The sequence below is a fragment of the Paracoccus mangrovi genome (assembly GCF_042648425.1).
Classification (GTDB): domain Bacteria; phylum Pseudomonadota; class Alphaproteobacteria; order Rhodobacterales; family Rhodobacteraceae; genus Paracoccus; species Paracoccus mangrovi.
In genome coordinates this window covers 405,755-417,679 of record NZ_JBHRXJ010000003.1, presented here as the reverse complement: position 1 = coordinate 417,679, position 11,925 = coordinate 405,755, and the positions used below count along the sequence as shown (strand labels likewise).

Annotated in this window: 15 protein-coding genes; 6 read left to right on the top strand and 9 right to left on the bottom strand. The window is 65.0% G+C overall.

The annotated features are described in order from the left end of the window. Positions 1-12 precede the first annotated feature (12 nt). Positions 13-1,269 (bottom strand): lytic murein transglycosylase, encoded by a 1,257-nt coding sequence (locus tag ACFOMH_RS06635; protein ID WP_377743388.1) that lies wholly within the window; start codon positions 1,267-1,269, stop codon positions 13-15. Positions 1,270-1,347: 78 nt separating this feature from the next. Further along, entirely contained in the window at positions 1,348-1,668 is a 321-nt protein-coding gene (locus ACFOMH_RS06630; RefSeq protein ID WP_377743387.1) for a hypothetical protein, read from the bottom strand. Positions 1,669-1,724: 56 nt separating this feature from the next. Between ACFOMH_RS06630 and ACFOMH_RS06625 the strand changes: the two genes are divergently transcribed. Beyond that, positions 1,725-2,195 carry a YbaK/EbsC family protein gene (locus ACFOMH_RS06625; RefSeq protein WP_374425152.1) on the top strand — a complete coding sequence of 157 codons (471 nt, stop codon included), beginning with the start codon at positions 1,725-1,727 and terminating at the stop codon, positions 2,193-2,195. 55 nt (positions 2,196-2,250) lie between these two features. Here the strand turns inward: ACFOMH_RS06625 and ACFOMH_RS06620 are convergent, their stop codons facing one another. Next, entirely contained in the window at positions 2,251-2,499 is a 249-nt protein-coding gene (locus ACFOMH_RS06620) for a GlsB/YeaQ/YmgE family stress response membrane protein (RefSeq protein ID WP_374425151.1), read from the bottom strand. Between the two features lie 88 nt (positions 2,500-2,587). Beyond that, positions 2,588-3,412 (bottom strand): 2,3,4,5-tetrahydropyridine-2,6-dicarboxylate N-succinyltransferase, encoded by an 825-nt coding sequence (gene dapD, locus ACFOMH_RS06615; protein ID WP_377743386.1) that lies wholly within the window; start codon positions 3,410-3,412, stop codon positions 2,588-2,590. 92 nt (positions 3,413-3,504) lie between these two features. On the opposite strand from dapD, the gene ACFOMH_RS06610 reads away from it, so the two are divergent. Next, positions 3,505-4,332 (top strand): LOG family protein, encoded by an 828-nt coding sequence (locus ACFOMH_RS06610; protein WP_374425268.1) that lies wholly within the window; start codon positions 3,505-3,507, stop codon positions 4,330-4,332. 57 nt (positions 4,333-4,389) lie between these two features. On the opposite strand, the gene ACFOMH_RS06605 is transcribed toward ACFOMH_RS06610, so the two are convergent. The 4 genes from ACFOMH_RS06605 to ACFOMH_RS06590 form a co-directional block, all read right to left on the bottom strand. Beyond that, positions 4,390-4,851, bottom strand: coding sequence for a hypothetical protein (locus ACFOMH_RS06605; protein WP_377743384.1), 462 nt, complete (start codon positions 4,849-4,851; stop codon positions 4,390-4,392). Positions 4,852-5,036: 185 nt separating this feature from the next. After that, positions 5,037-5,504, bottom strand: coding sequence for a 23S rRNA (pseudouridine(1915)-N(3))-methyltransferase RlmH (rlmH, locus tag ACFOMH_RS06600; protein WP_374425148.1), 468 nt, complete (start codon positions 5,502-5,504; stop codon positions 5,037-5,039). A gap of 3 nt (positions 5,505-5,507) precedes the next feature. Further along, complete coding sequence (gene rsfS, locus ACFOMH_RS06595) at positions 5,508-5,963, bottom strand: ribosome silencing factor (RefSeq protein ID WP_374425267.1); 456 nt, start codon at positions 5,961-5,963, stop codon at positions 5,508-5,510. 77 nt (positions 5,964-6,040) lie between these two features. Beyond that, complete coding sequence (locus tag ACFOMH_RS06590; RefSeq protein ID WP_374425147.1) at positions 6,041-7,408, bottom strand: mechanosensitive ion channel family protein; 1,368 nt, start codon at positions 7,406-7,408, stop codon at positions 6,041-6,043. Positions 7,409-7,693: 285 nt separating this feature from the next. Here ACFOMH_RS06590 and leuC point away from each other — a divergent pair, with 285 nt between their 5' ends. Further along, positions 7,694-9,136, top strand: coding sequence for a 3-isopropylmalate dehydratase large subunit (gene leuC / locus ACFOMH_RS06585; RefSeq protein ID WP_374425146.1), 1,443 nt, complete (start codon positions 7,694-7,696; stop codon positions 9,134-9,136). An 18-nt stretch (positions 9,137-9,154) separates the two neighbouring features. On the opposite strand, the gene ACFOMH_RS06580 is transcribed toward leuC, so the two are convergent. Then, the gene (locus ACFOMH_RS06580; protein ID WP_377743440.1) at positions 9,155-9,736 is read right to left on the bottom strand and encodes a hypothetical protein; all 582 of its coding nucleotides are present in this window, start codon (positions 9,734-9,736) and stop codon (positions 9,155-9,157) included. 92 nt (positions 9,737-9,828) lie between these two features. Between ACFOMH_RS06580 and leuD the strand changes: the two genes are divergently transcribed. Genes leuD through ACFOMH_RS06565 form a run of 3 tightly spaced genes read left to right on the top strand, consistent with a single transcriptional unit; the run spans position 9,829 to position 11,863 of the window. Beyond that, on the top strand, positions 9,829-10,434 hold the full coding sequence (leuD, locus tag ACFOMH_RS06575) for a 3-isopropylmalate dehydratase small subunit (protein ID WP_377743383.1): 606 nt from the start codon (positions 9,829-9,831) through the stop codon (positions 10,432-10,434). Beyond that, the gene (locus ACFOMH_RS06570) at positions 10,425-11,480 is read left to right on the top strand and encodes an endonuclease/exonuclease/phosphatase family protein (protein ID WP_377743381.1); all 1,056 of its coding nucleotides are present in this window, start codon (positions 10,425-10,427) and stop codon (positions 11,478-11,480) included. Before leuD ends, ACFOMH_RS06570 begins: the two co-directional genes overlap by 10 nt. Further along, positions 11,477-11,863 (top strand): ester cyclase, encoded by a 387-nt coding sequence (locus tag ACFOMH_RS06565; protein WP_377743379.1) that lies wholly within the window; start codon positions 11,477-11,479, stop codon positions 11,861-11,863. The genes ACFOMH_RS06570 and ACFOMH_RS06565 overlap by 4 nt, the downstream gene beginning before the upstream one ends. Positions 11,864-11,925 lie beyond the last annotated feature (62 nt).

Sequence of the window (11,925 nt, the reverse complement as noted above, 5' to 3'; positions counted from 1 at the left end):
CCCCCTTTCGTTTCAGCCGCGTAGCAGGGCCAGCAGCCGCGTATCCGCATAGCCGTCGGGGGTGACGCCGCGGCTGCGCTGATAGGCCTTGATCGCGTCCGAGGTCTTGGACCCGATCTTGCCATCGACGCCGCCGGTGTCGAAGCCGCGCGCCATCAGCTGGCGCTGGATTTCGGATTTCTCGCCGCTGGAAAGCGGGCGGTCGCCGCGCGGCCAGCTGCCGCGAATGCCGGGGCGGCCGGCAATGGCGTCGCCCAGATAGGCGACCCCCAGCGCATAGCTGTCGGAGGCGTTGTATTTCAGGATGGCGCGGAAATTCTCGGTGATCAGGAAGGCGGGACCGCGCGCCCCCGCAGGCAACAGGATCGAACCCGAGGGCACCGCCGTGCCGTTCATCGTGCGCACCCCCATCGCCGACCATTGGCTGGCCGAGCGGCTGACCGATTTGCCGGTCTGGTTATAGTCGAAGCCGGGGGGCAGCACGACCTCGGTCCCCCAGGGCTGACCGGGGCGCCAGCCCATCTGGCGCAGATAGGAGGCCGTCGAGGCCAGCGCGTCGGTCGGGTCGTTCGACCAGATGTCACGCCGGCCGTCGCCGTTGAAATCGACCGCATGGCCCAGAAAGGACGAGGGCATGAATTGCGTGTGGCCCATGGCGCCGGCCCAGCTGCCGACCAGATGACCGTTATCCACGTCGCCCGCTTGCAGGATGCGCAGCGCGGCGACCAGTTCGCCGGCAAAGAATTCGCCGCGCCGGCCGTCATAGGCGAGCGTCGCCAGCGCGGGGACGATCTGGGTGCTGCCGCGATTGGCGCCGTAATTCGATTCCATGCCCCAGACCGCCAGCACCACCTCGCGCGGGACGCCATAGCGCGCCTCGATGGCCGACAGCGTTCCGGCATGGCGCGCGGCCATTTCGCGGCCCGTCGAGGTCCGTGCGCCGCCCACGGCGCCGTCCAGATATTCCCAGATCTGTTTCGAAAATTCGCTTTGCCGACCGTCCAGCGCCACGATGCCGGGCTGATAATGCGCGCCCGCCATGGCGCCGTCGAATGTGCCGGGCGACACCCCGGCGGCCAGCGCGCGCGGCCGGAAGGCCATGACCCAATTGCGGAACCCCGCCTCGCTGCCCTGTCCGTTCGCGGTGGGCAGGCCGGCGAAATTGCCCCCCGCGACCGCCCCCGGCGTCTGGCTGAGCGAAACGCCGCAGCCGGAAAGCGTACCGATCAGAAGGGCGGTCAATGCGATGCGGGAAATGCGTCTGGTCATGGGGTGCCTGTCCGTTTTGCTGTCTGCTCTGGTTTTGGGCCAGTCTAGATCAGCCCGCGCCGGGTGGATAGGGGCGGATCAATCGTCCTCATCGTCGAAAAGCGGCTCGATCTGCGCGACGATCACCGCGTTTTCGGTCAGGGCGCGATCCATCAGGGCGCGTTCCTCGGCCGGGATGTCGTGCCCCTCGGCCAGGCGCTCGTCGATGGTGCCATGGCCGGTCACCTCGATCGGGGCCAGATCGGCCTGTTTCAGGATGGCGACGGTTTCGCGGACGGCCTCTTCTTCATCCTTGCCCGAGGCATAGCAGACCAGCGCCGCGCCGGTCGCATCCTTGGGCAGACCGTCGCCCTCGACCCGGCCGACCTGAACCAGAAGCGTGTAAACCTGTTGCGCCATGGCTTTTCCTTTGCAGCATTTTGTCGTCATATCGCCCGAAACGCGAGGAGGTGACAATGAGCAAGAGTCTGCGCCGGGTCGAGGCCGCGTTGCACGAAGCCGGGCTGAGCGTCGAGATCCGCGAAACCGATGACAGCGCCCGCACCGCCGAAGGCGCCGCCGCCGCCGTCGGCTGCGAGGTCGATCAGATCGCCAAGTCGATCATCTTTCGCGGCGAGGAAAGCGGCCATGTCGTGCTGTTCCTGACTGCCGGGGGCAATCGCGTCGATCCGGCGCGCGCCACCGAAATCGCGGGGCAGCCGCTGGGCAAGGCCGATGCCGATCTGATCCGCGCCGAGACCGGCTTTGCCATCGGTGGCGTGGCGCCGGTCGGGCATCTGCGCCGGATTCAGGCTTTCGTCGATCCCCGGCTTCTGGAATTCGATCTGGTCTGGGCGGCCGCCGGAACGCCGCGCCATGTCTTTGCCATCGCGCCAGCCGACCTGATCCGCGTGACCGGCGCCGAAAAGGCGGCGTTCACCGCGTGACGGGCATGAAAAAGGGGCGGGAAACCCGCCCCGGCCTTGCCGGCATGTCGCCGGATCAGGTCACCGCCCGGTAAAGCCAGATCAGCACCACCGCGCCGAACAGCCCCGCCGCGCCCTGTGCCACCCAGCTGCCGGCCTGGGCGTTCAGCCCGACCAGACCCAGAAGCGCGTTGCCGACGATGGCGCCGACAATGCCCAGGATCACGTTGAGAATGATCCCCGTATCGGCCTTCATGATGCTGCTGGCGATCCAGCCTGCAAGACCGCCGACGATGATCGCGGCCAGCCATCCCAAACCCTGCATGAGAAACTCCGTTGTCAGAACCTTTACAGGAATGGCAACGCGCAGGCCCGGCCAAGGTTCACGCCGGACCCGCGAATTTTCGCACGGATCAGTCGCGCAGCAATTCGTTGATCGAGGTTTTCGACCGGGTTTGCGCATCCACGCGCTTGACGATCACCGCGCAATAAAGGTTCACCCCGTTCTTGGACGGCAGCGAGCCGGCGACCACGACCGAACCGGCCGGAACCTCGCCATACATCACCTCGCCGGTTTCACGGTCGACGATCTTGGTCGATTTGCCGATGAACACGCCCATGCCCAGGACCGACCCCTCGCGGACGATACAGCCCTCGACCACCTCGGAGCGGGCGCCGATGAAACAGTTGTCCTCGATGATGGTCGGGCCTGCCTGCATCGGTTCCAGCACGCCGCCGATGCCGACGCCGCCCGACAGATGCACATTCTTGCCGATCTGGGCGCAGCTGCCGACCGTGGCCCAGGTATCGACCATCGTGCCCTCGTCGACATAGGCGCCAAGGTTCACGAAGCTGGGCATCAGCACGACGCCCTTGGCGATATAGGCCGATTTGCGCACGATACAGTTCGGCACGGCCCGAAACCCGGCATCGCGCCAGCGGTTTTCGCCCCAGCCGGCGAACTTGCTGTCCACCTTGTCCCACCAGCCGCCATTCTGCGGGCCGCCGGGCTGCATTTCCATATCCTTGAGCCGGAAACCAAGCAGCACGGCCTTTTTGGCCCATTGGTTCACATGCCAGTCCTGCCCGCGCTTTTCGGCGACGCGCAGCACGCCCTTGTCCAGCGCCTCAAGCGTGGCTTCGACGGCCTCGCGCGCCTCGCCCTTGGTGGCGGGGGTGATCTGGTCGCGCGCCTCCCAGGCGGATTCGATGGCGACTTCCAGGGCGTCATTCGACATGTGCAGACCTCTCTCGGGTGGAAACTGTTGCCCAAGGGCTATAAGCCGAGGGGTGCGGTCGTGCAATGAGCGGCTACCAGTCCGAGGTTTCGATGAAAGACGATGATGAGCGCAGCCACCCGTTCCGGGACAGCCAACAGGACGTGGCCACGGCACGCACCATTCCCGACACCCCACAGACGCGCGCGCCGGCCTATCGGCTGGCCTTTGCCGACAACGAATTCCTGTTGCGCGAAGAATTGCGGCCCGTCCGCCTGCAACTGGAACTGTTGAAGCCGCAGATGATCATGGATGCGCGCGGCATCCGTTCAACCATCGTGATGTTCGGCGGCGCCCGCATTCCCGCGCCCGATCACCGCGATCAGGCCCGCACCCCGCAACTGGCCGAGCTGTCGCATTATTACGAAGAGGCGCGGCGTTTTGCCTTTCTGATGACCGAACGCAGCCTGAAAAGCTATGGCACCGAAAACGTCATCTGCACCGGCGGCGGGCCGGGCGTGATGGAGGCCGGCAATCTGGGCGCGCATGAGGCGGGCGGCACCTCGATCGGGCTGTCCATCGTGCTGCCGCACGAACAGGCCCCGAACGCCTATGTGACGCCGGACCTGTGTTTCAATTTTCACTATTTCGCCATCCGCAAGATGCATTTCCTGATGCGGGCCCGGGCGGTGACGGTGTTCCCCGGCGGCTTTGGCACCATGGACGAGCTGTTCGAGACCCTGACCCTGATCCAGACCGGGCGGATGAAGCGCATCCCCTTTATCCTGTTCGGCACGCAGTTCTGGCACAAGGTCATCGACTGGCAGGCGCTGGCGGATGCGGGCACCATCAGCCCCGAGGATCTGGACCTGATCAGCTTTGTCGAAACCGCCGACGAAGCCGTCGCGATCATCGACAACTGGGAAGAACCCTGCCCCTGATCGGGGGCGCGGATCGCACCCCCGGCAACCTTGCCGCGCGCTCATCGCGGCAAGGGGTTATTTGGGCCACCAGGCGACGAAATCGCTGGTCCCGACGCTTTGCGGCTTGGCCTGCGCGCGGTCGGGCATATCCAGATCGACCGTGGCATGGCCGCTTTGCAAGGCACCCTGACGATAGATCGCATAGGCGACTTCGGGGCGCAGCTCGGGTTCGGGCGTGTCCTCGACGGCGCGGATGATGATCGTGCCGCGTTCCAGCGCGCGCTGAAAGGACTGATCCTCGCGATAGATGGCTTGCAGGAAGCGGATGACCTTGGCGCGGAACACGGCCCGATCCTGGGGCGAGTCGGCCTCGATCACGGTGCGGTTCTGGTTGCTGCGCTGTCTCTGGGCGGCAACCGCCTGGGCATCGCGCGCACGGTCAAGATCGCCACGACCACGCTGCGCGGCATCATGGGTCGCCTCGGCCTGTTCGACGGGCCGGACCTCGACTTCGGGTTGGGCGGCAACCTGGGCCACCGCTTCGGTTCCGCGGGCGGGCGCAGTCGCGACAGGACTGGCCCGGCTTTGGATCTGATTCACGACTGGTATCATAATGCACCCCAAACGGACGGATTCGCACTTTCATGCTAACAAAATGCACGAAGTTTTCATCAGCCAAGCGCAATGGGTTTAGTTAAAAACTTAACTGTTCCAGTCGTTTGTCATTCGCGGTGATAGGGGCTTCCCGACAGGATGGTGGTGGCGCGATAAATCTGTTCGGCCAGCATGACCCGGGCCAGCATATGGGGCCAGACCATGCGCCCGAAGCTGATCGCCAGATCGGCGCGATCCCGCAGGCTGGGATCGATGCCATCCGCGCCGCCGATGACAAAGGCCACATCCCGGGCCTGATCGCGCCAGGCGGCGATCCTGTTGGCAAATTCGGGCGAGGTCAGCATCTGCCCGCGTTCATCCAGCACCACCAGCGCGGCGCCGTCGGGAATGGCGCGCGCCAGAAGCGGCGCTTCGGCGCCCATGCCGCCGCTGCGCTTGTCCTCGACCTCGGTCAGGGTGACGGGGGGCAAGCCAAGCGACCGCCCGGCCTTGGCGTGGCGGTCGAGATAATCGGCAATGAGCTTCGCCTCGGGGCCCTGCCGCAGCCGCCCGACCGCGGCAATGACCATCCGCATGGCTCAGTTCTGTGTCTTGCGGGCCTCTTCGGCCGCATGGTCGGCGCGCAGCCGGTCAAGCGTGACGGAGCGCAGCGAATCGGCCGGCATCCACATCTTTTCCAGCTGATAGAATTCGCGCACCTCGGGGCGAAAGACATGGACGATGACGTCATCTGTATCGATCAGCACCCAATCGCCGGTATCCTTGCCCTCGACACGCGCCGACTGGCCGGTCTGCTGCTTCAGGCGCTCGACCAGCTTTTCGGCGATCGAGGCCACCTGACGCGCATTCCGCCCCGAGGCGATGACCATATGGTCCGCCATCGCGGAACGGCCGCGCAGGTCGATGGTCACGACATCTTCGGCCTTGTCGTCGTCAAGAGATGCAAGAACGCGGTCCAGGACCTGATCACTGGTCAGCCCGGACTCGGCGGTGGTCGCTGCCGGCGTAGAGGCCGGCGTGACGGTATTGGACAGGGGTTTATCCTCCGGTCAGCGCGCCGATCGCCCCCGGCGCAGGGGATGGTTCAAAGATAGCATCTTTTCGGCCCATCTCAATGACCACTGGTATCATCGGCGCCTTCCGGCACGAGTTTCGCGGCGTTCCGATGCGATTGCACCGGCAGGGTTTCGTTCAGGATCCGCACCTCGCGCTGCGGGAAGGGGATCGAGATATCGTGATCCTTGAACGCGTCCCACAGGGCCAGAAACACCTGTCCGCGCACATTGGTCAGCCCGCCGGTCGCATCCCCGATCCAGAATCGCAGCACATAATCCACGGAACTGTCGCCGAAACCGGTGATCCAGCAAACTGGCCTGCGGCCCGCGATGACGCGCGGCACGCCCATCGCGGCATTGATCGCCACCTCGCTGACCTTGTGGGGATCGTCCTCATAGGATGCGCCGAATTTCAGATCCAGCCGCACGAACTGATTGGTATGGGACCAGTTGACCACCTGCCCGGTCACCAGATCCTCGTTCGGGATCAGGTATTCCTTGCCGTCGCGGGTGACGACGCTGACATAGCGCGCGCCCAGTTCCTCGATCCAGCCAAAGGTATCGCCAAGGCTGATCACGTCCCCCGGCTTGATCGACCGGTCCAGAAGGATGATCACCCCCGAGACCAGATTGGACACCACCTTTTGCAGGCCAAAGCCAAGCCCCACACCGACCGCGCCCGAAAACACCGCAAGCCCGGTCAGATCGAACCCCACCGCCTTGAGTCCGACAATGATGGCCAGGCTGAACAGCACCACCTGCAACAGCTTGGCCGTCAGCACCCGCATCGTGGGCGAGATGTCCTCGTTCCGGGCCAGCCGGGCGGAAATCAGCTGCGACAAAAGCCGCGCCCCCGCGATCATCAGCCCGGTCACCGCCAGCGCCTTGATCACGGTCAGCGCCGAAAGCCGGAAATCGCCAAAGCTGATCGACGCGCCGTCCAGCAGATTGGCGACCGACCCGGTCAGCTGCGTCAGCTCAAGCGTGACCCAGATCCAGGCGGCCCAAGTCACGATCCGGCGCAGAAAGCGGTTGGCGATGATCCGCGCCATGAAAAAGATCACCGCCCAGGCCGTGGCGATGGTCGCCGCCAGCGCGATCACCTGACTGCGCGAGGGCCAGGTGATTTCGCGCATCACCAGCACCACCACCCAGGACAGCACCACGAAAACCAGAAGCGCCAGCCGCCGGTTGACCAGCAGGCCCAGCCGCAGCCGCCATTTCGGCCAGTTCTCGCGCCGCCGCAGCCAGTCGGTCAACAGCCGCGACAGCCACCGCGACAAAAGCCAGGACAGCCCCGCCAACACCACCACCGCCACCAGCTGATAGCGCCGCGACGGCAAAAGCAGCAATTGAAAGAAGGTCACGATGCTGCCCCACAGCCCCTGTGCGGCATCGACCATCTGCGGATTCAACTGCTCCATCCTGCCCCCTTTCGCTGTGGTATTTGAACCCGGCGAACCCCATCCTGACAAGGACCAGAAAGATTGCACCGGCCCCGAAAGCGGCGTAAAAGGCGCTTTATGCGAGGATTCGTCTATTTCGATATTCATGATCGCGCCCGCCTGCCGGGCCGGTTCTACGGCGAAAGCCTGTCCGTCACCGCCCGACTGTGACGGCGCGGGCGCATGCGCGCCCTGCCGCGTCCCGCACCTGCCGGGGCGGCCAAGCCTATCCAATCCCAGCTACTCTTTCGGAAAGAGACAGCCATGACCGGCACCAATAACGCGGGCGCGCCCCGCACCCTTTACGACAAGATCTTCGACGCGCATGTGGTCGACCGTCAGGAAGACGGCACCTGCCTTCTGTATATCGACCGGCATCTGGTCCATGAAGTGACCAGCCCGCAGGCCTTTGAGGGGCTGCGCATGACCGGCCGCAAGGTCCGCCGCCCGGACCAGACCATCGCCGTGCCGGACCATAACGTGCCCACCACCGCCGACCGCGTGAACGGCATCGAAAACCCCGAAGGCCGCATTCAGGTCGCGGAACTGGACAAGAACGCCCGCGAATTCGGCCTGAACTATTACCCGATGTCGGATATCCGTCAGGGGATCGTCCATATCGTCGGCCCCGAACAGGGCTGGACCCTGCCCGGCATGACGGTCGTCTGCGGCGACAGCCACACCGCGACCCATGGCGCATTCGGCGCGCTGGCCCATGGCATCGGCACCTCCGAGGTCGAGCATGTTCTGGCCACGCAGACGCTGATCCAGAAAAAATCCAAGAACATGAAGGTGGAAATCACCGGCAAGCTGCGCCCGGGCGTCACCGCCAAGGACATCACGCTGGCCGTGATCGGCAAGACCGGCACCGCCGGCGGCACCGGCTATGTGATCGAATATTGCGGCGAGGCGATCCGCGACCTGTCCATGGAAGGCCGCATGACCGTCTGTAACATGGCCATCGAGGGCGGCGCCCGCGCCGGCCTGATCGCGCCGGACGAAAAGACCTTTGCCTATTGCATGGGCCGCCCGCACGCGCCGAAAGGCGCCGCATGGGAAGCCGCGCTGATGTGGTGGAAAACGCTCTTTTCGGACGAGGGCGCGCATTGGGACAAGGTCATCACCATCCGCGGCGAGGATATCGCCCCGGTCGTGACCTGGGGCACCAGCCCCGAAGACGTGCTGCCGATCACCGGCCACGTCCCCGCCCCCGAGGATTTCGAGGGCGGCAAGGTCGAGGCCGCGCGCCGCAGCCTTGATTATATGGGGCTGAAGCCCGGCACGCCGCTCAACGAGATCAAGATCGACGCGGTCTTTATCGGGTCCTGCACCAACGGCCGGATCGAGGATCTGCGCGCCGCCGCCGGCATCCTGAAAGGCCGCAAGCTGGCCACGGGCGTGCGCGGCATGGTCGTCCCCGGCTCGGGCCTTGTGCGCATGCAGGCCGAGGAAGAGGGTCTGGACAAGATCTTTACCGATGCCGGTTTCGAATGGCGTCTGGCCGGTTGCTCGATGTGCCTGGGCATGAACCCCGACCAGCTGGCGCCGGGGGAACGCTGCGCCGCCACCTCGAACCGCAATTTCGAGGGGCGCATGGGCTATAAGGGCCGCACGCATCTGATGTCGCCGGTGATGGCGGCGGCGGCGGCGGTGCGCGGGCATCTGACCGATGTGCGCGAGCTGATGGCCGAAGCCGAAACCGCCTGATCGCGGCGGGCGGGGCGCTTAGCGACCCCGCCTCAGCAGCCAGACGGCATTGATCGCAATCAGAACCAGCCCGGCATTTTCGAACCAGAAGTTGAACTTGATGTTCGCGAAATCGGTGCTGATCAGCCTGTCGACATGATGAAAGCCCACCGCCCGCACCAGAACGAACCCGCAAAGCACGGCCAGCCCCAGCAGGGCAAGGCCATTGCGGCGCATCTGGCCGCGCAGGGTTTTCGCAGCCCAGAGCAATGCGATCACCACGCCCAGCACCAGCCCGGCGATAAAGGCAAGCTGCACAAGATAGCGCTGGTCGTACCAGCCCTGCGCATGCGCCAGACAGCGCCCGGTCGCGGTCAGCGCGGTTTGCAGGTCCAGCTGCTTGTTCAGCCCCAGAAACGCCATCAGCCCGGCAATCGCCAGCCACAGGCCGCGCGCGGCCCCGACTGGCCGGCGCCGCAACACCATGACCGCCAGCGCGAAACAGACCAGATAGGATATGACCGTCAACCAGCCGGTCATCTCCGGGTCGCCGATCCGCGGCGTCCAGTCGCGGGCAATGCAAAGGCGCAGGGCGGTGAAACTGGAAAACCCGAAAAACATCTGCAAGACCCGTGTTACCTTGGCGCGCCGCGCCGGTCGGGTCTCGGTTAACGGGCGCATAGGCCCCAAGTCAATTCTGCGAGGAACACGAAATGGACAAGTTCACCACCCTGACCGGCATCGCGGCGCCCATGCCGCTGGTCAATATCGACACCGACATGATCATCCCCAAACAGTTCCTGAAAACGATCCACCGCTCGGGTCTGGGCAAGAACCTGTTCGACGAGATGCGCTTTAACGCCGACGGAACCGAGGTCGCGGATTTCATCCTCAACCAGCCGGCTTACCGCGAAACGCAGATCATCGTCGCCGGCGACAATTTCGGCTGCGGCAGCTCGCGCGAACACGCGCCCTGGGCGCTGCTGGATTTCGGCATCCGCTGCGTGATCTCGACCAGCTTTGCCGACATCTTTTACAACAACTGTTTCAAGAACGGCATCCTGCCCATCGTCATGCCGCAAGAGGTGGTCGACGTGCTGATGGAGGACGCCCGCAAAGGCGCCAATGCCCGCATGACCGTCGATCTGGAAAACCTGACCGTGACCACCTCGGACGGGCAGAGCTTTGGCTTTGAACTGGATCCGTTCCGCCGTCATTGCCTGTTGAACGGGCTGGACGATATCGGACTGACCATGGAAAAATCCTCGGCCATCGACACGTTCGAGACCCAGATGGCCCAGAGCCGCCCTTGGGTATAAGGGCGCTGGCCGGGGCGGCGCTGATCGCCGCCCTTGGCACATATGCACAGGCGGACCCCTTGCGGATCGCCACCTACAGCCCCGACCTGTCGCGCGACGGGCCGGGGCTTTTGTTGCGCGACCTTGGCCGGACCGGCAAAAAGGCCGATCCCCAGATCGCCGCCGTGGTGCGGGTGATCGCCGAAACGCGGCCCGATATCCTGTTGCTGACCGATTTCGACTGGGATTACGAAGGCCGCGCGTTGGCCGCATTCACCGCGCTCTTGGCCGAGGCGGGGCTGGATTATCCGCACCGCTTTGCCGCCCGCCCCAATGCCGGGATGGCGACCGATCTGGACCTGAATGCGGATGGCCGCCAGAACACCGCCGATGACGCGCAAGGCTTTGGCGAGTTTCCCGGTCAGGGCGGGATGGCGATCCTGTCCCGCCACCCGATCGGCCCGGTCACCGAATACACCGATGCCCTGTGGCGCGACCTGCCCAGTCACCTGATGCCGCCTTTGCCCGAGGATGTGACCGCCGCGCGGCGCCTGTCCTCGGCCGCGCATTGGGATGCCACGATCACCGTAGCAAACCGGCCGCTGCACCTTTTGGCCATGGCGGCTACGCCGCCGGTTTTCGACGGGGCCGAGGATCTGAACGGCCGCCGCAATCATGACGAATTGGCGTTCTGGCTGAACCGCCTGCCCGATCAGGCATTCGTGCTGGCCGGCAATCTGAACATCGACGCGCAGGACAGCGAGGGTCGCCCCGAGGCGCTGACCCGGCTCATGGCCCATGTCACCGACCCCATGCCGCGCAGCGCCGGCGGCGCGGCGGCCAAAGGCGGCGTCAATGACGGGCAAAAGGGCGATCCGGCGCTGGATACCGGCGACTGGCCCGATGACAAGCCGCCGGGCAATCTGCGCGTCGATTACGTCCTGCCGCAAAAGGGGCTCAAGGTTCTGGACAGCGGCGTTTTCTGGCCTGCGGACGGGCCTTTGGCACAGACCGCGCTGGCGGCATCGGCGCATCGGCTGGTCTGGCTGGATCTGGAGTGGCCATGACGACGACAGAGCTTGCAGACCTTTACCGCGCCTATCTGGCCTGTCTGAACGCCCGCGACTGGGGCGCGCTGGACCGCCATGTTCATCCCGAGGTCACGCATAATGCCCGCCCGCTGGGGCTGGCGGGTTATCGCCGGATGCTGGAACAGGATGTGGCGGCCATTCCCGACCTGCATTTCGATCTGCGCCTGCTGATCTGTGAGCCGCCCCATGTCGCGGCGATGCTGCATTTCGACTGCACCCCCCGGGGCGAATTGTTCGGCATGGCCGTCAATGGCCGCCGCGTCCGGTTTGGCGAGAACGTGTTTTACGAATATCGCGACGGGCTGATCCTGAACGTGCATTCGGTGATCGACAAGGCGGCACTGGCGGCGCAGCTTTAGGCGGGTATCGGCGGGCCGCGCATTCCTTTATGCCTTGCCCGAATGCAAGGATTGGGGGACGG